This is a genomic window from Herbaspirillum huttiense, from assembly GCF_004367745.1.
GTDB classification, from domain to species: domain Bacteria; phylum Pseudomonadota; class Gammaproteobacteria; order Burkholderiales; family Burkholderiaceae_D; genus Herbaspirillum; species Herbaspirillum huttiense.
Window position 1 is genome coordinate 1,559,508 of sequence record NZ_CP037993.1, and the last position, 21,404, is coordinate 1,580,911.

The 21,404-nt window shown below is 61.9% G+C and carries 19 protein-coding genes; 6 read left to right on the plus strand and 13 right to left on the minus strand.

From position 1 onward, the window contains the following. Positions 1-15: 15 nt before the first annotated feature. A complete protein-coding gene (locus tag E2K99_RS06945) occupies positions 16-708 on the plus strand; it encodes a response regulator (RefSeq protein WP_034340383.1) in 693 nt (230 codons plus the stop codon). Positions 709-776: 68 nt separating this feature from the next. Here E2K99_RS06945 and E2K99_RS06950 read toward each other — a convergent pair whose 3' ends face one another. From E2K99_RS06950 to E2K99_RS06960, 3 genes are all read right to left on the minus strand, one after another. Continuing rightward, positions 777-2,078: a c-type cytochrome gene (locus tag E2K99_RS06950; RefSeq protein WP_134221771.1), complete on the minus strand. Its 1,302-nt coding sequence runs from the start codon at positions 2,076-2,078 to the stop codon at positions 777-779. Beyond that, positions 2,075-2,809: a c-type cytochrome gene (locus tag E2K99_RS06955; RefSeq protein ID WP_420840872.1), complete on the minus strand. Its 735-nt coding sequence runs from the start codon at positions 2,807-2,809 to the stop codon at positions 2,075-2,077. The genes E2K99_RS06950 and E2K99_RS06955 overlap by 4 nt, the downstream gene beginning before the upstream one ends. Positions 2,810-3,356: 547 nt before the next feature. Further along, on the minus strand, positions 3,357-5,831 hold the full coding sequence (locus E2K99_RS06960) for a penicillin-binding protein 1A (RefSeq protein WP_134221773.1): 2,475 nt from the start codon (positions 5,829-5,831) through the stop codon (positions 3,357-3,359). A 326-nt stretch (positions 5,832-6,157) separates the two neighbouring features. Here E2K99_RS06960 and E2K99_RS06965 point away from each other — a divergent pair, with 326 nt between their 5' ends. Next, complete coding sequence (locus E2K99_RS06965; protein WP_134221774.1) at positions 6,158-8,080, plus strand: ATP-binding cassette domain-containing protein; 1,923 nt, start codon at positions 6,158-6,160, stop codon at positions 8,078-8,080. Between the two features lie 25 nt (positions 8,081-8,105). Here E2K99_RS06965 and E2K99_RS06970 read toward each other — a convergent pair whose 3' ends face one another. Further along, the gene (locus E2K99_RS06970; RefSeq protein ID WP_034340401.1) at positions 8,106-8,954 is read right to left on the minus strand and encodes a SirB1 family protein; all 849 of its coding nucleotides are present in this window, start codon (positions 8,952-8,954) and stop codon (positions 8,106-8,108) included. A 111-nt stretch (positions 8,955-9,065) separates the two neighbouring features. Beyond that, positions 9,066-10,619 (minus strand): murein biosynthesis integral membrane protein MurJ, encoded by a 1,554-nt coding sequence (murJ, locus tag E2K99_RS06975; protein WP_134221775.1) that lies wholly within the window; start codon positions 10,617-10,619, stop codon positions 9,066-9,068. 374 nt (positions 10,620-10,993) lie between these two features. On the opposite strand from murJ, the gene rpsT reads away from it, so the two are divergent. Next, positions 10,994-11,260, plus strand: a complete 267-nt coding sequence (rpsT, locus tag E2K99_RS06980; RefSeq protein ID WP_006463174.1) for a 30S ribosomal protein S20 — start codon at positions 10,994-10,996, stop codon at positions 11,258-11,260. A gap of 169 nt (positions 11,261-11,429) precedes the next feature. Here the strand turns inward: rpsT and E2K99_RS06985 are convergent, their stop codons facing one another. The 3 genes from E2K99_RS06985 to E2K99_RS06990 all read right to left on the minus strand — a co-directional run bounded on the left by E2K99_RS06985 (position 11,430) and on the right by E2K99_RS06990 (position 12,985). Beyond that, the gene (locus E2K99_RS06985) at positions 11,430-11,903 is read right to left on the minus strand and encodes a DUF192 domain-containing protein (RefSeq protein ID WP_134134743.1); all 474 of its coding nucleotides are present in this window, start codon (positions 11,901-11,903) and stop codon (positions 11,430-11,432) included. A gap of 170 nt (positions 11,904-12,073) precedes the next feature. Beyond that, complete coding sequence (locus tag E2K99_RS25455) at positions 12,074-12,244, minus strand: hypothetical protein (protein WP_006463172.1); 171 nt, start codon at positions 12,242-12,244, stop codon at positions 12,074-12,076. A 180-nt stretch (positions 12,245-12,424) separates the two neighbouring features. Then, entirely contained in the window at positions 12,425-12,985 is a 561-nt protein-coding gene (locus tag E2K99_RS06990) for a pseudouridine synthase (RefSeq protein ID WP_134221776.1), read from the minus strand. A gap of 236 nt (positions 12,986-13,221) precedes the next feature. On the opposite strand from E2K99_RS06990, the gene icd reads away from it, so the two are divergent. Further along, positions 13,222-14,478: an NADP-dependent isocitrate dehydrogenase gene (gene icd, locus E2K99_RS06995; protein ID WP_121038241.1), complete on the plus strand. Its 1,257-nt coding sequence runs from the start codon at positions 13,222-13,224 to the stop codon at positions 14,476-14,478. Positions 14,479-14,643: 165 nt separating this feature from the next. Here icd and cspE read toward each other — a convergent pair whose 3' ends face one another. Further along, positions 14,644-14,850, minus strand: a complete 207-nt coding sequence (cspE, locus tag E2K99_RS07000) for a transcription antiterminator/RNA stability regulator CspE (RefSeq protein WP_006463169.1) — start codon at positions 14,848-14,850, stop codon at positions 14,644-14,646. 337 nt (positions 14,851-15,187) lie between these two features. Here cspE and clpS point away from each other — a divergent pair, with 337 nt between their 5' ends. After that, a complete protein-coding gene (clpS, locus tag E2K99_RS07005) occupies positions 15,188-15,502 on the plus strand; it encodes an ATP-dependent Clp protease adapter ClpS (protein ID WP_034330154.1) in 315 nt (104 codons plus the stop codon). Then, on the plus strand, positions 15,499-17,802 hold the full coding sequence (gene clpA, locus E2K99_RS07010) for an ATP-dependent Clp protease ATP-binding subunit ClpA (protein WP_039788676.1): 2,304 nt from the start codon (positions 15,499-15,501) through the stop codon (positions 17,800-17,802). Before clpS ends, clpA begins: the two co-directional genes overlap by 4 nt. Positions 17,803-17,945: 143 nt before the next feature. Here clpA and E2K99_RS07015 read toward each other — a convergent pair whose 3' ends face one another. The 4 genes from E2K99_RS07015 to lspA all read right to left on the minus strand — a co-directional run bounded on the left by E2K99_RS07015 (position 17,946) and on the right by lspA (position 21,352). Beyond that, on the minus strand, positions 17,946-19,037 hold the full coding sequence (locus E2K99_RS07015) for a M48 family metallopeptidase (protein WP_205703761.1): 1,092 nt from the start codon (positions 19,035-19,037) through the stop codon (positions 17,946-17,948). Positions 19,038-19,048: 11 nt separating this feature from the next. Beyond that, complete coding sequence (gene dut, locus E2K99_RS07020; RefSeq protein ID WP_034330145.1) at positions 19,049-19,498, minus strand: dUTP diphosphatase; 450 nt, start codon at positions 19,496-19,498, stop codon at positions 19,049-19,051. 78 nt (positions 19,499-19,576) lie between these two features. Next, positions 19,577-20,773 carry a bifunctional phosphopantothenoylcysteine decarboxylase/phosphopantothenate--cysteine ligase CoaBC gene (coaBC, locus tag E2K99_RS07025; RefSeq protein ID WP_134221778.1) on the minus strand — a complete coding sequence of 399 codons (1,197 nt, stop codon included), beginning with the start codon at positions 20,771-20,773 and terminating at the stop codon, positions 19,577-19,579. Positions 20,774-20,836: 63 nt separating this feature from the next. Beyond that, the gene (lspA, locus tag E2K99_RS07030) at positions 20,837-21,352 is read right to left on the minus strand and encodes a signal peptidase II (RefSeq protein ID WP_039788672.1); all 516 of its coding nucleotides are present in this window, start codon (positions 21,350-21,352) and stop codon (positions 20,837-20,839) included. Between the last annotated feature and the right edge of the window lie 52 nt (positions 21,353-21,404).

The window sequence follows — 21,404 nt, forward strand, 5'->3', positions numbered from 1 at the left end:
GCGGATCCAAGGACGATGTCAAAAGAGCTCCCTCATATCCTGATGGTCGAAGACGAACCCAGCATCGCGGAGCTGTTGCGCTTCACGATGCAGGGCGCGGGCTTTGCCACCACGATCGCCACCGACGTGGCCCAGGCCCGCAAGCTCATTGCCGAGTCGCTGCCTCATGTCGTGCTGCTGGACTGGATGCTGCCCGACAGCTCCGGCCTGGTGCTGCTCTCGGAGCTGCGGCGCGACCAGCGCACGGCGGCGCTGCCGGTCATCATGCTCACCGCCAAGGGCATGGAAGAAGACAAGGTCAAGGGCTTGAACGAAGGTGCGGATGATTACGTGACCAAGCCGTTCTCTCCCAAGGAACTGGTGGCGCGCGTGCAGGCCCTGTTGCGCCGAAAGGCGCCGGAGATCGGCAGCCAGGCGCTCAAATACCGCGACATCAGCATTGACGTCGAACGCCGCCAGGTGGCGGTGGCGGGCCGGGCGGTGGCGCTGGACCAGGCCGAATTCAAGCTGCTGCGCTATCTGGTGGCGCATCCGGAACGCATCTTCTCGCGCGCCCAATTGCTGGACAAGGTCTGGGGTGACCACACCTTCATCGAGGAACGTACGGTGGATGTGCACATCATGCGGCTGCGCAAGTCGCTGGGCGATCTGGCGCATTACGTGCAGACGGTGCGCGGGATGGGTTACAAGCTGAGCGCCGAGCAGTGAGGTGAGCTACCCGCTGCCAGCAAGATGAATGAACAAGGCGATTCCCGGATCGCCTTTTTTGCATCTGATCAGTCCAGCGGCACGCTGCGATAGCGGTTCACGTCTGACGCCGAGACGAATCCCCCTTGGTTGCCCCAGCTGTTGCGGACATAGGAGACCAATGCCGCCACTTCCTGGTCGCTCAGTTGCGGACCGAAGGGCGGCATGCCGAAGGGATAGGGATTGCCGGCCGTCGACGGCGGGAAGCCGCCGTTGAGCACCGCGCGAATGGCATTGACCGGTTGCGGTCCGCCAATGGCGTGATTGCCGGCCAGCGGCGGATAGTCAGGGGCACTGCCTTGCCCCTTGCCGCCGTGGCAGTCCACGCACAACTCCCCATAGAGCTTCTTGCCCTGTTTGAGGATGCGTTCCGCCTCGGCGGGCTCCGGCTGCGCGGCGGTGCTGGCAGCGGGCAGGGGCTGGGCTGGCAGCGACTTCAGGTAGACCGCCATGGCATTGATGTCCTCATCGTTCAGATACTGCAGGCTGCGCCCGACGATTTCCGTCATCGGCCCCAACGAGGTGCCGCGCGGCGAGACCCCGGTCCTGAGCAGGGCGGCGATGTCGGCTTCGCTCCAGCTGCCCAGGCCGTGTTCGCCACCATGCAGGGGCGGTGCATACCAGTCCAGCGCGGGGATCATGCCGCCGGCCAGATCCAGCGGTGCGATGCTGGCCGCCACCACGTTGCGGGCGCTGTGGCAGGCGCTGCAATGGCCAGCGCCGCGCACCAGATAGGCACCGCGATTCCACTGGGCGGAGCGCGCCGTATCAGGCTGGTATACAGCCGGTGTGAAGAAAAAGGCACGCCATAGCCCCAGCAGCGGGCGCTGGTCGTAAGGGAAGCGCAATTCATGTGAACGATTGGGCTGATTCACGGGGGGCAGCGTGCGCAGCCAGGCGAACAGGGCGTCGCTGTCTTCGCGGCTGAGCTGGGTATAGCTGGTGTAGGGGAAGGCCGGAAAGAGGAAACGGCCGTCGCGTCCGCGTCCATGGTGCAGGGCACGCCAGAAATCGTCGGCGCTCCAATCACCGATGCCGTTGGCGCGATCGGGTGTGATGTTGGTGGTGTAGATGGTGCCGAAGGGCGTCGGCAGGGCGCGTCCCCCGGCATAGGCCGCGCCGCCGCGCACGGTGTGGCAGGCCATGCAATTGCCGGCGCGCGCCAGGTACTGGCCCTTGGCCAGCTGCGCCTGACGGTCGGTCACCGGGACGACCACACCAGGATCTTCACTGCGCAGGCTTTGCCAGGCGATCACGCCGCCGGCCAGCGCCACCACGGCCAGCACGCTGCCCAGCAGGATTCCCAGTCCCAGGCGCAAGGTCCGGTTCATCGTGCCGCTCCTGCACTGGCGGAGGAAGCCGGCATGCTGCCGCAGGCCACCGGCAACGGTTTGGGCAGCACGCGCTCAGGCGCATAGTCCGCCGGGACCGGCTGGGAGGACAGCCAGCTGCTGGCGGCATTGATTTCTTCCGGGCTCAATGCCCTGGCGATCTCGCCCATGCAATCGGGGGCCTTGGCGGTGCGTTCGCCATTGCGCCAGGCGCCCAGTTGCGCATTGATGTAGTCGCGCGGCAGGCCCAGCAATCCCGGAATGCCGGGCTGCACGCCGGTCAACCCGGCCCCGTGGCAACTGGCGCAGGCCGCAATGCCCTGGGCTGGCTTGCCCTGGCTGACCAGCAGGCGTCCGCGTTCCAGCACCGTGGCGCTCACATCGGCCGGCACCGGCGGCGGATAGGGCGGATGCTGGTCGGCGAAGAAGAGGGCGATCTGCTTTAGGTAATCGTCAGAAAGATGGCCCAGCAGGTAATTCATCATCGGATAGCGGCGTCGGCCATCGCGGAAACTCTGCAGCTGGTTCAGCAGATAGCCCTCCGGCTTGCCGGCGATGCGCGGATAGTAGCCATCGGCCGTGGCGCGCCCTTCCTTGCCATGGCAGGCGATGCAGGCGGCCATGCGTTCGGCCATGCCCGGTATGGCGCGCGGCTTGTCCGCGGGCGTCTGGGCCATGGCTGCGCCGCCCGCGATCAGTGTCCCCAGGGCGGCGGCTGCAAGCTTCTTCATATTTGTTGTGGGCAAGCGCATCGGCCTATTGTAGTCCATGCGCGCGCCGCGCTTGCGGCTTTGCAAGGCCGGGCGCAGCGGATACAATAGCGGCCTTGTTGGCCCCCGTAGCTCAGTGGATAGAGCGATCCCCTCCTAAGTCAAATTGGGCAGCGGATGCCGAAAGGCACCGCCTGAATGGAGTCAAAGTCGGTGAACCCTGACAGCGCATGCATGCACGTTTGCAGCGGCTGCTGGCAATACCGAGCCAAGCCGGTTTCCTCAGAAGCCGGAAGGTGTAGAGACTAGACGGCTCCGGCCTTCCGACCTTCCCGTCAGGGCTGGGTCCATGGCCAAGGTATAGTCCAGACTACAAACATCCGGTTACACGACGTTCATGTATCTGATGGTGGCGAAAGCCATAGTGGTATGAAGGGATAGGTCACACGTTCGATCCGTGTCGGGGGCACCAGACAAAAGGAAACGGGCACTTCTTCGGAAGTGCCCGTTTTTTTTCGTGCTGCCGATTGGCTCTATGAAGTTGCCAGGCCAGTGGCCTGGCATTGCCTCAATGACCCTGGTTGGTATTGTCCAGGAAGCGTCTTGCGCTCTCGCTCTGAGGCCGGTTTGCCGAGCCGCCAGGCGCTGCCGCCGGCGCTCCCTGCGAGGTACCCGGCACGTTCGGTGCCGGTTGCGCGTTGCCCGGTGCAGCCGGAGTCTGGCTGGGTGTCCAGCCGAAGAAGTTCGAGATCGCATCTACCACCGTCACGCCCACATTGGTCACCAGGCCGTTGTTGGGCGTGAAGTTGTCGTAATAGGGCTCGCCATCGATGAAGCGGATGCCTTCCGGCACCGGCAGGTCGAACTGCGGCACCCCCTTCAAGGCCTTGGCCATGTAGTCCACCCAGATCGGCAGCGCCAGCTGCGCGCCGAATTCCTTGCTGCCCAGGCTCTTGGGCTGGTCATAGCCCATCCAGGCCACGGTGGCCAGGGTGCGCTGGTAACCGGCGAACCAGCCGTCGACGGCATCATTGGTGGTACCGGTCTTGCCGGCCAGGTCGGTGCGGCCGATGCTGTTGCTGCGTGCGCCGGTGCCGCCCTGGGCCACCGCCTTGAGCATGCTGGTCATCATGTAGCTGTTGCGTTCCGAGACTACGCGCGGTGCGCCATTGCCCACGATCAGCGGCTCAGCCTTGGACAGCACCTTGCCGCGCGCATCGGTGATCTGCGAGATCAGGTAGGGCTGGATCTTGTAGCCGCCGTTGGCAAACACCGAGTAGGCCGCCGACAGTTGCAGCGGATTGGTCTGCCCTGCACCCAGCGCCATGGGCAGGTAGGGCGGGACCTTGTCGGCATCGAAACCATAGGTGCCGGTGATGAAGTCCTTGGCATAGGGAACGCCGATGTAGTCCAGCGTGCGGATGGCCACCAGGTTCACCGACTTCTGCAGGGCAGTGCGCACGGTGATGGGACCGGCCGGGGTTTCGTCATCCTTGGGTTCCCAGTTCGGCTGGCCGGGGCCGGCCGGATAGGAGACCGGGGCATCGTTGACGATGGAGGCCGGTGCAAAGCCCTTCTCCAATGCAGCCGAATAGATGAAGGGTTTGAAGGTTGACCCCGGCTGGCGCCAGGCTTGCGTCACGTGGTTGAAATTGTTCTGGGTGAAGTCGAAACCACCCACCAGGGCGCGGATGGCGCCATCCTGCGGCACCACCGAGACCAGCGCCGCTTCCACCTGCGGCAACTGCACCACCTGCCAATTCTGCTTGGCATCCTGCATCACGCGGATCAGGGCACCGGGCGCGATGCGGATCTCCTTCTTGGCCTTCTCCGACAGGGCCGCGGCCACGAAGCGCAGGGCTTCGCCCTTGATGCTGATCTTGTCGCCGCTGCGCAGCACCGCATCGATCTGCTTGGGGCTGGCGGCCACCACCACGGCGGCCAGGATGTCGTCGTTGTCGGGATGGTCGTCCATGACGTCGTCGATGGCCGAGGCGCGGTCGTCCGCATTGGCGGGCAGCTCGATGGTTTCTTCCGGACCGCGATAGCCGTGGCGGCGGTCGTAATCCATTACGCCCTTGCGCACGGCCAGGTAGGCCGCCTGCTGGTCGGCTGCATTGACGGTGGTGTAGACGTTGAAGCCCTGGGTGTAGGTGTCTTCCTTGTACTGCGCATACACCATCTGGCGCACCATTTCGTTCACGTACTCGGCGTGGATGCTGTACTGGCTGCCCGGTGCGCGGACCTTCAGTTCTTCCTTGGCGGCCTTTTCATATTGCGCCTTGGTGATGAAGCCCACTTCCATCATGCGCTGCAGGATGTATTGCTGGCGGATGTGCGCGCGCTTGGGGTTGACGATGGGGTTGTAGGCCGAGGGGGCCTTGGGCAGGCCGGCCAGCATGGCGGCTTCGGCCAGGGAAATATCCTTCAGGTCCTTGCCGAAGTAGGTGCGGGCGGCGGCGGCGAAGCCGAAGGCGCGCTGGCCCAGGTAGATCTGGTTCATGTAGACCTCCAGGATCTGGTCCTTCGTCAGGGCATGTTCGATCTTGTTGGCCAGCAGCACTTCGTAGAGCTTGCGGGAGAAGGTTTTTTCCTTGGTCAGGAAGACGTTGCGCGCCACCTGCATGGTGATGGTGCTGGCCCCCTGCGAGGCACTGCCGCGCAGCACGTCGGTGGCCAGGGCGCGGGCGATGCCGATCCAGTCGATGCCGCCGTGCTCATAGAAACGATAGTCCTCGATGGCCAGCACGGCATTCTTCATGTCGGCCGGGATATCTTCCAGTTTGACCAGGCTGCGCTTTTCTTCACCAAACTCGCCGAGCAGGACCTTGTCCTCGGACCAGATGCGCAGCGGCACCTTGGGACGGTAGTCGGTGATGAGGTCCAGCGAAGGCAGGCGCGGGTTGATGAAGATCAGTGCATACACCACCAGCAGGGCAGCGGCGACGCCGAGACCGAGGATGGACAGACCGATGAACTTGGCGATGTTGGGATTGAGGAAGCCGCGCTGGCGGCGCAGGTCCGGCAAAGAGGAAAAAGGCATGGGATGAGCGGGAATCGGAATGCGCTATCTTACCGCATCGCACCGCCGGCCCGGCGTGCGTGCCACGGGCAATGCTTAACCAGTTGTAACATTGCTCCCGGACGACGGGGAAATTCGAGCTTTTGTCGTTATTTTTCATCAATCCCGTTGCCAAAGTGCAAGCCGCAGCCGTTCCGGCCCATCGAAAGGGGCAAGAGCGCGCTTAAATCAGCATTTGTGCGGCGCAGTCGGTACAATGCCGCTCTCGCGCTTTTTCCTGCATCAAGCGCCTTTCGCATTCATCCTGCGCGGCTTGGGCCGACGCATTCACGCAGATCACGCACGCTATGGCAGTCATTTCCCTCTCCGACGCACAACTGGCCTTCGGCCACGTTGCCCTCCTGGATCACGCCGAATTCTCGCTGGAGACCGGCGAACGCATCGGCCTGATCGGCCGCAACGGCACCGGCAAGTCCTCGCTGCTGAAGATCATCGCCGGCCGTTCCAAGCTCGATGATGGCCTCTTGGTGATGCAGCAGAACCTGAAGATCGCCTACGTCGACCAGGAACCGCATTTCCCGGAAGAGATGACCGTCTTCGACGCCGTGGCCTCGGGCCTGGGCGAGCTGCCGGCGCTCTTGGCCGAATATGAAGCCATCACCGGCCAGTTCGGTGGCGACAATGACGACGCCCTGCTGGAACGCATGCACCAGATCCAGACCGTGCTGGATGCGGCCGACGCCTGGTCCATCGGCAACAAGGTCGAGACCACCCTGGACAAGCTGAACCTGAACCGTGACGCCCGCATCGGCGAGCTCTCCGGCGGCATGAAGAAGCGTGTAGCGCTGGCTTGCGGCCTGGTCGGCAATCCCGATGTGCTGCTGCTGGACGAACCGACCAACCACCTCGACTTCGGCTCCATCCTGTGGCTGGAAGGCCTGCTGCGCGACTTCAAGGGCAGCATCCTCTTCATTACCCACGACCGCAGCTTCCTGGACAACGTCTCCACCCGCATCATCGAACTGGATCGCGGCAAGATTCTTTCCTTCCCCGGCAACTTCACGACCTACCAGGCCCGCAAGGCCGAGCTGCTGGCCAATGAAGAAGTGGAAAACGCCAAGTTCGACAAATTCCTGGCACAGGAAGAAGTCTGGATCCGCAAGGGCGTGCAGGCCCGCCGCACCCGCGACGAAGGTCGTGTGCGCCGCCTGGAAGCCCTGCGCGTGCAGCGCAGCGAGCGCCGCGAGCGCCAAGGTCAGGTGAAGCTGGAAGTGGGCACCGGTGAACGTTCCGGCAAGATCGTGGCGGAGCTGGAAAACGTCAACAAGGCCTACGGCCCCAAGACCATCGTGCGCGACTTCAGCAGCATCCTCATGCGCGGCGACAAGGTCGGCCTGATCGGTCAGAACGGCGCCGGCAAGACCACTCTGCTCAAGCTGATTCTGGGTGAAGAAGCCCCGGACAGCGGTACCGTCAAGCAGGGTACCAAGATGCAGGTCGCGTATTTCGATCAGATGCGCGCGCAGCTGAATGAAGAAACGACCCTGGCCGATACCATCGCGCCAGGCAGCGACTGGGTGGAAGTCAACGGCCAGCGTAAGCACGTAATGACCTATCTGTCGGACTTCCTGTTCGTGCCGGAACGTGCCCGTTCGCCGGTGCGCACGCTCTCCGGTGGCGAGCGCAACCGCCTGTTGCTGGCGCGCCTGTTCGCCAAGCCGGCCAACGTGCTGGTGCTGGACGAGCCGACCAACGACCTCGATATCGATACCCTGGAACTGCTGGAAGAATTGCTGGAAGAGTATGAAGGCACCGTCTTCCTGGTCAGCCACGACCGCATGTTCCTGGACAACGTGGTCACGCAGGTGATCGCCTCCGAAGGCAATGGCGTCTGGCGCGAATACGTGGGCGGTTATTCCGATTGGGAGCGCCAGCGCCCGGCGCAGACATCGGCAGGGGCCAAGGCTGCTGCCAAGGCGGCCGACAAGAACGAGGTCAAGGCCGAGTCCACCATGGCCGCTCCTGCCGCCGCCCCCGCACCGGCCAAGAAGAAGCTGAGCTACAAGGAACAGCGCGAGCTGGAAGAACTGCCCAAGCGCATCGCCGCGCTGGAAGCGGAACAGAAGGAACTGTCGGCAAAACTGGCCGATCCGGACCTGTACAAGAAGAGCGCGGATGAAGCCGTCAAGCTGAACCAGCGCTTCGCCGAGATCGACGAAGAACTGCTGGTGAGCCTGGAGCGTTGGGAAGAAATCGAAGGGAAGCAGTAAGTCCGGACGACCGGGACGCCCCCGGTCAACTCGGCTTGCGCAGTGCTTCGCGCAGGTCGGGCAGCATCTCCCGCAGGTTGGGCGCGTCCTCGGCGTGGGGACGCAGGGCCAGGTAGGCTTCCAGATCCTCCAGCGCCGCCTGGGCTTGCCCGAGGTTGGCATAGGCCAGCCCACGGTCGCGTTTCTCGGTGATTTCCTCGGGCAGCAGGATCACCAGTCTCTCCTGCACATCCAGCACTTGCTGCCAGCGCTGGCTTTCCATGAAGATGGCCTTGAGGTTGCGCAGCATGCGCGCCAGGATCTCGCGCGGATGGGCCGCGCGCAGGTAGGCCGCCAGCGGCAGTTCATCGCCGAAATCTTCTTCCGGCTGATGCGCCAGATAGGGCTCCAGCCGCTCTTCCAGTTCCTGCCGCGACAGGCTCGCGCCATTCATGGGGTCGAGCACGATTTCACCGGATTGCACCGACAGCTTCATCAGGAAGTGGCCGGGGAAGGAAACTCCCTTCATCTCCAGGCCGATCTGCTGCGCCAGTTCGATATAGACCACCGCCAGCGAGATCGGAATGCCGCGCCGCGTCGAGATGACGCGGTGGATGTAGCTGTTGTCGGGGTCGTAGTAATTGTTGACGTTGCCGGCGAAGGCCATTTCCTGGAAGAAGAAATGGTTCAGCATGCGCAGCTTCTGGATCTGCGAGGCATCCTGGGGCAGGCGCTGCCTGAGCTTGAGCGCCAGCGTGTCGAGCGCCATCTCTTCCTCGGCAAAATCCATTTCCGGATAAAAATCCTGTCCCAGCGTCAAGGCAGATTCGAACAGCGGAATCGAATCGTCCTGGCGCACCAGCGAAGCAAAATAGTCGAGGGAGGTGAGCGTCATGTCACCCATGCTATCAAAATATTGCGCGCTGCGTCAGGTCTGCCGGGCGGGGAATGAAATTTCTTGTTTCAGACCGCCCCAGGCTTGTGCTGAAGCGGCCTGCAAGGCTGATCAGCGGCGCGCGATGCGCTTGAATTCACGCAGGCGGAAGCCCATCGCGAACAGCGGGCCGAAATAGGCCACCGCACACACCGCCAGCACCAGCATCAGCGCCCCGATGCGCAGCAGCGGATGGGCGCGCAGGGCGACCCAGTCGAAGTGGCCGGAAATCCACAGCGCCACCCCGGCCATCACCAGCAGCGCGCCGGTCAGGCGTACCAGGAACAGGCCCCAGCCCGGACGCGGCACATAGATCTGGCGGCGGCGCAGGCCGATGTAAAGACACAGGGCATTGAGACAGGCCCCCAGGCCGATCGACAAGGCCAGGCCCGCGTGCGAGAACAGGGGCACGAAGACGCTGTTCATGAGCTGGGTGGCGATCAGCACGCCGACGGCGATGATGACGGGGGTGCGGATATCCTGCTTGGCGTAGAAGCCGGGGGCCAGAATCTTCACCACGATCAGACCGATCAGGCCGACACCGTAGGCCACCAGTGCGTGGCCGACCATGGTCACCGAGAGCGCATCGAAACGGCCGTAGTGGAACAGGGTGGCGGTGAGCGGCTCGGAGAGCGTGGCCAGGCCCACGGCCGAGGGCATGGCCAGCATGAAGGTCAGGCGCAGGCCCCAGTCCAGCAGGGCGGAATATTCATCCATGTCGTCGGCAGCATGGGCGTTGGCCAGGCTGGGCAGCAGGATGGTACCGAGCGCCACGCCCAGCAGGGCGGTGGGAAATTCCATCAGGCGGTCGGCATAGCTCAGCCACGAGACGCTGCCGTGTTGCAGGCGCGAGGCGATGTTGGTGTTGATCATCAGGCTGATCTGCGCGGCCGAGACGGCGAAGACGGCCGGGCCCATCTTCTTGAGCACCCGCTTGACGCCTTCGTCGCGCAGGCCCAGCAGGGGATTCCAGTACAGGCGCGGCAGCATGCCGATCTTGATCAGCGCCGGCACCTGGATCGCCACCTGCAGGATGCCGCCCACCAGCACCGCGAAGGCCATCGCGTAGATGGGCTGTTCCATGAAGGGGGCCACGAAGAGCGAGGCCACGATGAAGGCGACATTGAGCAGCACCGAGGTGACCGCCGGGATCTTGAATTCCTTCCAGGTATTGAGGATGCCGCCGGCCAGCGCCACGAAGGCCATGAAGCCGATGTACGGGAACATGATGCGGGTCATCAGCACCGAGGCCTGGAAGGCCTCCGGGTTGTACTGCAGCCCGGTGGCGATGAAATAGACCACGAAGGGGGTGGCGATGATGCCGGCCACGCAGATGATCAGCATGACCCACATCAGGGCCGTGGCCACGTGGTCCACCAGGTGTTTGGTCTCCTCGGGACCGCGGCGGTTCTTGTATTCGGCCAGGATGGGCACGAAGGCCTGCGAGAAGGCGCCTTCGGCGAAGAGCCGGCGCAGCAGGTTGGGAATGCGGAAGGCGATGTTGAAGGCGTCGGTGTAGGCCGAAGCGCCGAAGGCGCGGGCGAACAGGATTTCCCGGGCCAGCCCGGTGATGCGCGAGAGCATCGTCATGCCGGAGATGGCGGCGAGGGTTTTATGCAGATTCATGGAGCGGCATTATAGCGGTGGGCAGCGGTGCTTTTGCTGGAGTGGCAAGGATTGGTGCGGGAGCACGACAGGGGGCGGGCAGGCCCGGACACGGGTGGTTCGGAGGCGATATGAAGGAAAAGACAATCCCCCTGCTGCACGGCGCAATAGACTCGCTGCCTTGGCCACAGGTTCGGCGGCAGGCATGAATTTCTTTGCGGAAATCGGGATGAGTGCGGCGGCATCGCAACGGATGGCACCGTGTTTACAGCAGAAGCAGACAAGTTGATTGCCTTGTCACGGGAATCTCGTTATAATCCGATGCTTTACAGAATTTGGCATCGCGAGTCCTCGGGGTTTGCGGCGCAAACGACTCTCGATTTAGGATAATTTTCATGGCAAATACCGCACAGGCACGTAAGCGTGCTCGTCAAGCAGTCAAGCAAAACGCTCACAACTCGAGCCAGCGCTCGACCCTGCGCACCGCAATCAAGGCAGTTCGCAAGGCGATCGCCGCCGGCGACAAGGCTGCAGCAACCTCCGTGTTCCAATCTTCCGTGTCGACCATCGACAGCATCGCCGACAAGAAGATCATTCACAAGAACAAGGCCGCTCGCCACAAGAGCCGCCTGGCTGCTGCTCTGAAGGCCCTGGCTGCTTAATTGCATCCTGGCTTGAACTGAAGCGCGGCGTTGCCCGCTTCAGGCTGCAGTACAAGAAAACCGCTTGATTTCAAGCGGTTTTTTGCATTTTGGCAACGGTTTTCCACGGCCGTCGCCATCATGGGTGTCGGGATGACGGGCCGCAGCGACACGCTGCAGCCCGGATGCCTTATTGGGGCAATCCCTCGATCCTGGTACCGGGCTTGATGTTCTTCTGCTTGAACCAGCCCTTGTTCATCTCCAGCGCATAGACCGCCGCGCGCTTGGCACAGTGCGAATCCAGGGTCTGTTCCTTCATTTCTTCGATGTTGATGATGACGCCTTTTTCGTCCATGAAGGCCACCGACAGCGGGATCAGCGTATTTTTCATCCACATGCATACCCCGGCCGGCTGGCCGAACAGGAACAGCATGCCCTCGTTGTCGCCCATCTTCTCGCGGAACATCAGGCCTTGCTCGCGCTCGGCTTCGGTCTGGGCCACTTCGGCCTTGATCAGGTGGATGCCGATATTGAGCTGGGTGGTCGGGAATTTGCGCACCTGCGGCGTCTGCGCGCCGGCGGTGGACAGGCAGCCGACAGCCAGCAGGGCGACGGCGCTGTGCATGAAGCAACGGGAAAGTCGGGAAAGTGAAGATTGGCGCATGTTCTTTATCAATCGGGATTCGGATCGGGCAGGATAGCAGCAGCGGGGCGGGGCGTGTGCAGCGGGAGCGGGGCGCTGGCCGGCGTGGATGGCTACGGGCCGGGTCGCCTGAACCGCGCGGACATGAAAAAAGGCAGGACCAGCCTGCCTTTTTTGAGTGCGGACGCTAATTACTTAGCTTCAGCTGCCTTCTTTGCCTTCTTGGCCTTCTTTGCTTTCTTGGCCTTCTTTGCCTTCGGAGCAGCGGCTTCAGCCTTCGGCGCTTCCGGAGCGGCCGGAGCTTGTGCGAAAGCAGCAGTGGCGAACAGACCAGCGATCAGAGCGGCGATCAATTTTTTCATTTTGCGTCCTTCAATTCAACATGTTAGGGATGTGAGGCAAACGATGATTCGTGCGAATCACTGCCAATAACGGCGCGCGCGTATGAAGGTTGACACCATTTCGGATCTTTTTTATGAGGTTTCGGGAAGAAGTGTGCAGCCCTGAGTGCTTCAAGCCTTGTCAGATTGTTCACGCAGCGCTCAGGCATCGAGCTCCTGTGGATCGACTTCGCGCCATTCGCCGGGCATCACCGGATGGGTCGCGAGCGAGAACGGGCCGATGGCGATGCGTACCAGTCGCAGCGTCGGCAGGCCCACGGCCGCCGTCATGCGGCGCACTTGGCGGTTCTTGCCTTCGCTGATGGTCAGGGCGATCCAGCTGGTGGGCTGGTTGGCACGCTGGCGGATGGGCGGGGTGCGCGGCCACATCCAGGCCGGCTCCTGGATCAAACGGGCCTCTCCGGGTTGGGTGACGAAGTCGCCCAGGTTCAGCGGATTGCGCAGGCGTTGCAGCGCGTCCGGCGTGGCCAGGCCTTCTACCTGTGCCAGGTAGGTCTTGGGCTGCTTGCGGCGCGGATGGGCGATGGCGTGCTGCAGCTTGCCGTCATCGGTGAGCAGCAGCAGGCCTTCACTGTCGGCATCGAGCCGGCCCGCAGGGTAGATGTCGGGAAGGTCGAGGTAATCGGCCAGTGTCTGGCGCTCGGGATGGGCGGAGAACTGGCTCATCACGCCGAAGGGTTTGTTGAAGAGGATCAAAGGCATGCGCTAGTGTCGCAAAAAGATGGCCTTGCGTAAAATCCTGATGCATAATCAATCAGGTAAGTCATGTGTCTTATATAAGACCTGCTGATTGCAATCCGGAATTTTTCCGGCTGAAAATCCGGAAATCTCTTAAAATTCCCCGCTTGTATGGCAATTCATGCAAGGTCCTTGCCGATGTGCATGGGCTTTGCCGCTGATGCTTCCCAACGCTACCGCCTCAACCGTCGGAGACCACGATGTCGTACCAACATATCCAAGTGCCTGCAGAAGGGTGCAAGATCACCGCCAATGCCGATGACACTCTCAATGTCCCCAACAACCCCATCATTCCTTTCATCATGGGCGATGGCGTGGGCGTGGACGTCACGCCGGTGATGCTCAAGGTGGTCGATGCCGCGGTGGAGAAGGCCTACGGCGGTGCGCGCAAGATCCACTGGATGGAAATCTATGCGGGCGAGAAGTCGACCAAGCTCTACGGTGCCGATACCTGGCTGCCCGAGGAGACACTGGACGTGCTCAAGGAGTATCTGGTCTCGATCAAGGGGCCGCTGTCCACGCCGGTCGGGGGCGGCATCCGTTCCTTGAACGTGACCATGCGCCAGCAGCTGGACCTCTACGTTTGCCTGCGTCCGGTGCGCTATTTCAAAGGCGTGCCCTCGCCGCTGAAGGAGCCCGAGAAGACCGACATGGTGATCTTCCGCGAGAACTCCGAAGACATCTACGCCGGCATCGAATGGCAGGCCGGTACCCCGGAAGTGAAGAAACTGATCGAGCTGCTGACACGCGAGATGGGCGTCAAGAAGCTGCGCTTCCCGGAGACTTCGGCGCTGGGCATCAAGCCGGTCTCGCGCGAAGGTACCGAGCGACTGGTGCGCAAGGCCATCCAGTACGCCATCGACCACGACAAGCCTTCGGTGACGCTGGTCCACAAGGGCAACATCATGAAGTACACCGAGGGTGCTTTCCGTGACTGGGGTTATGCGCTGGCCGGCCGCGAATTCGGGGCCGAACTGATCGACGACGGCCCGTGGATGCGCCTGAAGAACCCCAAGACCGGCCGCCAGATCGTCATCAAGGATGCCATCACCGATGCCTTCTTCCAGCAGGTGCTGATGCGCCCGGCGGAATACAGCGTCATCGCCACCATGAACCTGAACGGCGACTACATTTCGGACGCCGTGGCGGCTCAGGTCGGCGGTATCGGCATTGCTCCGGGCGCCAACATGTCCGATTCGGTGGCCGTGTTCGAAGCCACCCATGGCACTGCACCGAAGTATGCCGGCAAGGATTATGTGAACCCCGGTTCCAGCATTCTTTCGGCAGAAATGATGCTGCGCCACATGGGTTGGATCGAGGCAGCGGACCTGATCATCACGGCCATGCAGAAGTCGGTCTCGGCCAAGCGCGTGACCTATGATTTCGCGCGTTTGCTGGAAGGCGCCACGCAGGTTTCCTGCTCCGGTTTCGGTGAAGCGCTGATCGAAAACATGTAAGCCCGCCATACTGCTTCCGCAACTTGTTTTGCTGAAAATAATGACGGAAAAACAACAAACAGCCGGCTTCGTCCGGCTGTTTGTTGTTGGCGCGGGGGCGAATTGATTTTCAGTGCGCCAATGAAAAAAGCCCCGCAAGAGCGGGGCTTTTAGAGAAACCGGGGTTTAAGCGGCGTTCTGGATGTTCGAAGCTTGCTTGCCTTTGGGGCCTTGCGTAACGTCAAACTGGACTTTTTGACCTTCTTTCAGGGTCTTGAAGCCGTTCATCTGGATTGCGGAGAAGTGAGCGAACAGATCTTCGCCGCCGTCATCCGGAGTGATAAAGCCAAAGCCTTTGGAATCATTGAACCACTTGACAGTACCTGTTGCCATAAAAGCATCTTTCAAAATTAACTATTCACACGAGCCGTTAAAGCAAGAAGCATCGCGCGTCACGCAGCCCCCCTTAAACCTGCCCCCTATCGTATCGATGAGTTGTTACATTTAGTAACTACTAATCAATGAATTCCATTGTTCTCGGTCGAAATCCAAAAGTCAAGCAGTTTTCACATTCCGCTTTGTGGCCCTGTTTGAGCGATGGGGAAAGAAACCCTTGATTTAGGATAAATCATCGTCATCTGCGCAAGGTCCGGAAAACAAGTAATATCTATCTCATCTAGAGGTTACGTGATCATTGTGCGTTGCACAGCTTTGATGGTCGAATAAACGCATGGCAACCAAGCACGAAAATGATGGCGGTACAGTCCTGGAACGGCAGGAGGCAAAACTCAAGCCGCCCCCGATGTACCAGGTTTTATTGTTGAACGATGACTATACGCCGATGGAATTCGTCGTCGCAGTCATCCAGCAGTACTTCAACAAGGACCGTGAAACCGCGACGCAGATCATGCTCAAGGTTCACCGCGATGGGAAGGGAATGTGTGGTGTGTATCCCAAAGATATCGCATCCACAAAAGTGGAACTCGTTTTAACCCACGCTCGAAAAGCAGGGCACCCCCTGCAATGCGTGATGGAGGAAGCATGATTGCGCAGGAACTCGAAGTCAGTTTGCACATGGCCTTTGTCGAAGCCAGACAATCGCGTCATGAATTCATTACCGTGGAACACTTGCTGCTCGCGCTGCTGGACAATCCTTCGGCGGCCGAAGTGCTGCGCGCCTGCTCGGTGAACATTGATGATCTGCGCAAGACGCTGACCAATTTCATCACCGACAACACGCCCACGGTCCCCGGCACCAATGAAGTGGATACCCAGCCGACGCTGGGCTTCCAGCGCGTGATCCAGCGCGCCATCATGCACGTGCAGTCGGCCTCCAACGGCAAGAAGGAAGTCACCGGCGCCAACGTGCTGGTGGCCATCTTCGGCGAGAAGGATTCGCACGCGGTCTACTACCTGCACCAGCAGGGCGTGACCCGTCTGGACGTGGTCAACTTCATCTCGCACGGCGTGCGCAAGGACCAGCAGGCTGATCCGCAGAAGGCCCCGGAAGGCGCGGAAGACGTGCAAGCCGAAGGCCAGCAGAAGGAAAGCCCGCTGGACCAGTTCACCCAGAACCTGAACAAGGCGGCCGCCGAAGGCAAGATCGATCCGCTGATCGGCCGCGATTCCGAGGTCGAGCGCGTCATCCAGACCCTGTGCCGCCGTCGCAAGAACAATCCGCTGCTGGTCGGCGAAGCCGGTGTCGGCAAGACCGCGATCGCCGAAGGCCTGGCCTGGCGCGTGACCCAAGGCGACGTGCCCGAGATACTGAAGAATGCCGTCGTCTATTCGCTGGACATGGGCGCGCTGCTGGCCGGTACCAAGTACCGTGGCGACTTCGAGCAGCGTCTGAAGGCCGTGTTGAAGCAATTGAAGGACAGCCCCAACGGCATTCTTTTCATCGACGAAATCCACACCATCATCGGTGCGGGTTCGGCTTCGGGCGGTACGCTGGATGCATCCAACCTGTTGAAGCCTGCGCTGTCGAGCGGCCAGTTGAAGTGCATCGGCGCGACCACCTACACCGAATTCCGTGGCGTCTTCGAGAAGGACCACGCGCTGTCGCGTCGCTTCCAGAAGATCGATGTGAACGAACCGACCGTGGAGCAGACCGTGCAGATCCTGCGCGGCCTGAAGTCCAAGTTCGAGGAACACCACGGTGTGAAGTATTCTGCTTCGGCCCTGACCTCGGCAGCCGAACTGGCGGCGCGCTTCATCAATGACCGTCACCTGCCCGACAAGGCCATCGACGTGATCGACGAAGCCGGTGCTGCCCAGCGCATCCTGCCCAAGTCCAAGCAGAAGAAGACTATCGGCAAGCCGGAAATCGAGGAAATCATTTCCAAGATCGCGCGTATCCCGCCGCAGTCCGTGAACCAGGATGATCGCGCCAAGCTGCAGACCATCGACCGCGACCTGAAGAACGTTGTGTTCGGGCAGGATCCGGCCATCGAAGCACTGGCCTCGGCCATCAAGATGGCACGTGCCGGCCTGGGCAAGACCGACAAGCCGATCGGTTCCTTCCTGTTCTCCGGTCCGACCGGCGTGGGCAAGACCGAAGTGGCCAAGCAGCTGGCCTTCATCCTCGGCATCGAGCTGGTACGGTTCGACATGTCCGAATACATGGAGCGCCATGCCGTGAGCCGCCTGATCGGTGCGCCCCCGGGCTATGTCGGTTTCGACCAGGGCGGCCTGCTGACCGAGGCCGTCAACAAGAAGCCGCACGCCGTGCTGCTGCTGGATGAAATCGAAAAAGCGCACCCCGACATCTTCAACATTCTGTTGCAGGTGATGGACCATGGCACGCTGACCGACAACAACGGCCGCAAGACCGACTTCCGCAACGTGATCATCATCATGACCACCAACGCGGGGGCCGAGAGCCTGCAGAAGCGCACCATCGGCTTCACCGAGAAGAAGGAAGCCGGCGACGAAATGGCGGACATCAAGCGCATGTTCACCCCGGAGTTCCGCAACCGTCTGGATGCCATCATCAGCTTCCGTCCACTGGACGAGGAAATCATCCTGCGCGTGGTCGACAAGTTCCTGATGCAACTGGAAGAGCAGCTGCACGAAAAGAAGGTGGAAGCCGTCTTCTCGGACAACCTGCGCAAGTTCCTGGGCAAGAAGGGCTTCGATCCGTTGATGGGGGCACGCCCGATGTCGCGCCTGATCCAGGACCTGATCCGCAAGGCGCTGGCCGACGAACTGCTGTTCGGCAAGCTGGTCAGCGGTGGCCGCGTGACGGTGGAGATGGACGACAAGGAGCAGATCAAGCTGGACTTCCCCGAGGGCGACGATTCGTCCCCGCCGGAAGAGCCGCAAGAGAAGCTCGAAGTCGAATAAGCGCATCAAGCAAGCCATCAAGGCCACGTCGGGAAACCGGCGTGGCCTTTTGTTTTGCAGCTTGCTTCACTTTCATTACGCAAACAAAAACGGCGCGGTTTTCACCGCGCCGTCTTCACTTCAACTACTTCATATCACCGCATTTACGGCACCAGCGGCTTGCCCGCCTCCTGCTTTGCCTTCACGATCTGCGTGACCTTGTCGATCATCGAGAGGCGATAAGCGGTAGCCGGATGCAGCGCCGTGTAGCCGTTGGGCACGCTGGCCGGATACTGGTCGGCCAGGCGCTTCCAGAACGCCGGCACGTTGTCGATGCTGTAGCCGGCGCGCGCCAGCAGGTACAGCGAGAGCGTATCGGCAGCTGCATCCAGGTCTTGCGGATAGACGCGGATGCCGGCAGTGCCGGCCGTGGTGGTCGGGTCCGGATGTGGCAGCAGCAGGTTGTCGATCACTTCGGCAATCGTCGAGACCATGCGCTGGCGGATGGCGTGGCCGAGGATATTGTGCGCCATCTCCTTGGCGATCAGGTAGGCCAGTTCATCATCGGACTGGGTGAACTTGAGCATGCCGCGGGTAATGAGCACGCGGCGGCCATCGGCATAGGTGTTGACGTTGTCGGCATTGCCCAGCTCGATGCTGAAGGCGCAGGCGAAGGTCAGCGGCACATTGACGGTAGTGTTCTGGCCGTTGCGCTGCACGCCCAGCGCAATGGGGGCCTTCTTGACCACCAGCGGACTCAGCAGCACGGCGGCCTGGCGTTCGGCATCGGTGCCTTGCGGCATCGGCTTGCCTGCCACCGAGATCAGGAAGTCGCCCCGCTGGATGCCAGCCTGGGCAGCACCGCTGCCGGGCAGCACGCCGGTGACCTGCAGGCGGTCGTCGTAGCCCAGGCTACGCGCGGTTTCTGCATATTCGATGGGGAAGGAATAACGGTTCTTGGCGGTAAAGCCCAGCAGGTTGCGGGCATTGCCACGGCAGAGCTGGGCGTTGCTGGTCAACAGCGGCGCAGCGACGCGGTAGAGCCGGTCCTGCTGCGCGATCAGTTCGCGCAATTGTGCCTGCTGGGGATTGTCGGCCACCGGACGCGGGGCCTGGATCGTCGCGGTCACCGGTTTGGACGGCGTAGTGGTGACCGGACCGGGTTCCTGGGTGGCGCAGGCGGCCAGGAAGGCCAGCGGTGCCAGGACGGCGAGGGTTTTCAGTTTCTGCCACTGGGGCAGGGGGGATACGAGCATGCGGTTCTCCATCAGTGTTTGCCTGTGCTGCCGAAACCACCGGCGCCGCGTTCGCTGCTGTCGAATTCATCTACCACATTGAAGCCGACCTGCAGTACCGGCACGATCACCAGCTGCGCCAGGCGTTCCATGGGGTTTAGGACAAACTCGGTACTGCCGCGGTTCCACGTCGAGATCATCAACTGGCCCTGGTAATCCGAATCGATCAGCCCGACCAGGTTGCCCAACACGATCCCATGTTTGTGCCCCATACCGCTACGCGGCAGGATCACGGCCGCGTAATTCGGATCGGCCAGGTGGATCGCCAGTCCGGTCGGGATCAGGTGCGTGGAACCCGGCGCCAGGGTCAGCGGCGCATCGATGCAGGCCCGCAGGTCCAGGCCGGCGCTGCCAGGGGTGGCGTAGGCAGGCAGTTGGTCTTTCATGCGGGGGTCGAGGATCTTGATGTCGATGGTCTTCATGATGCGTAATCGGATTCAAATACAAAACGTACGGAAACGTACAAAAGACACGGCCCGCAAGAGGCGGGCCGTGCACCGTCAGGCCGCCATGCGGCGCGCGATCTCGCGCACCAGCTGGCGGGCCAGGGTCTGCTTGTCCGCACGGGGCAGGGCGCTGTGGCCCTGGGCGTCGAACAGCATGAGCGCGTTGTCATCACGGCCAAAGGTCTGGTGGCCGATATTGCCGACCAGCAGCGGAATGTTCTTGCGGATGCGCTTGGCCGCGCCGTATTGCTCCAGGTTCTCCGATTCGGCCGCAAAGCCCACGCAGTAGGGACGCTGGGGCAGGGCGGCCACGGTGGCCAGGATGTCGGGATTCTGGACGAATTCCAGTTGCGGGGTATCGTTTTCGTCCTGTTTCTTCAGTTTCTGCTCGCTGGCATTGGCCACGCGCCAGTCAGCGACGGCAGCAACGGCGACGAACAGGTCTTTTTCCTTCACATGAGCCAACACCGCCTCATGCATCTGCAGGGCCGTCTGCACATCCACGCGCTGCACGCCATAAGGCGTCTCCAGCGCCGTCGGGCCGGAGACCAGGGTGACTTCCGCGCCCGCTTCGCGCGCAGCTCGCGCAATCGCGTAGCCCATCTTGCCGGAAGACAGATTGGTGATGCCGCGCACCGGGTCGATCGGTTCGAAGGTCGGTCCGGCCGTGAGCAGCACGCGGCGGCCCGCTAGCAGCTTGGGCTGGAAAGCTGCGACGATCTCTTCCAGCAATTGTGCCGGCTCCAGCATGCGGCCTTCGCCGACCTCGCCACAGGCTTGCGCACCCGCATCCGGGCCCAGCAGCAGGATGCCGTCTTCGCGGATCTGGCGCACGTTGCGCTGGGTGGCCGGGTTCTGCCACATCTCCACATTCATGGCCGGGGCCACCATCAGCGGCAGCCGCGCCGGACGCGCCACGCACAAGGTCGAGAGCAGGTCGTCGCAATGCCCGTGGGCCAGCTTGGCGATGAAATCGGTGGAGCAGGGCACGATGACGACCGCATCGGCATCGCGGGTGAGATTGATGTGCGGCATGTTGTTGTCCATGCGCGCATCCCATTGGTCAGTGTAGACCGGGTTGCCGGTCAGGGCCTGCATGGTGACGGCGGTCATGAAGTGCGTGGCCGCCTCGGTCATCACCACGTGCACCGTGGCACCGGCGCGGCCCAGTTCGCGCGCCAGCATGGCGGCCTTGTAGCAGGCCACGCCGCCGGTCAGGCCCAATACGATTTTCTTGCCAGCCAGATCCATTGTTTGCTCCCGGAATGCGGCGTACCGCAGGCGTGTTCAGACTTGCGGACGTGTGGACTTGCCTTACTTCTTGGAGACGCGGCGCAGTTCGTCCACGACGAACAATACCGCACCCACGCAGATCGCACTATCGGCCAGGTTGAACGCCGGCCAGTGCCAGTTGCCGACGTAGACGTCGAGGAAGTCGATCACGTGGCCATACACGACGCGGTCGATCACGTTGCCAATCGCGCCGCCCAGGATCAGCGCCAGGGCCCAGCAGAACATGCGTTGGCCGGGATGCTTGCGCAGCAGATGGATGATGAACACCGCCGCACCGATGCCGATGGCGGTGAACAGATAACGCTGCCAGCCACCGCTGGCGGCCAGGAAACTGAAGGCCGCGCCCTTGTTGTAGACCAGCACCAGATTGAAGAAACCGGTCACCGGCACCGACTCGCCATAGTGGAACAGTTTCAGGATGGTGATCTTGGTGAGCTGGTCCAGCAGCAGCACGATGGTGGCGATGCCCAGCCAGGGCAAGAGCCCTTGGGTGGTGGACGAAGAACCGGAAGAGGAGGAGCGCTTTTTGGTTGCCATGGATGTTCTTGTTGGAGTGGACGGCCCGCTGCATTCAAGTGCAGCGGGCCGC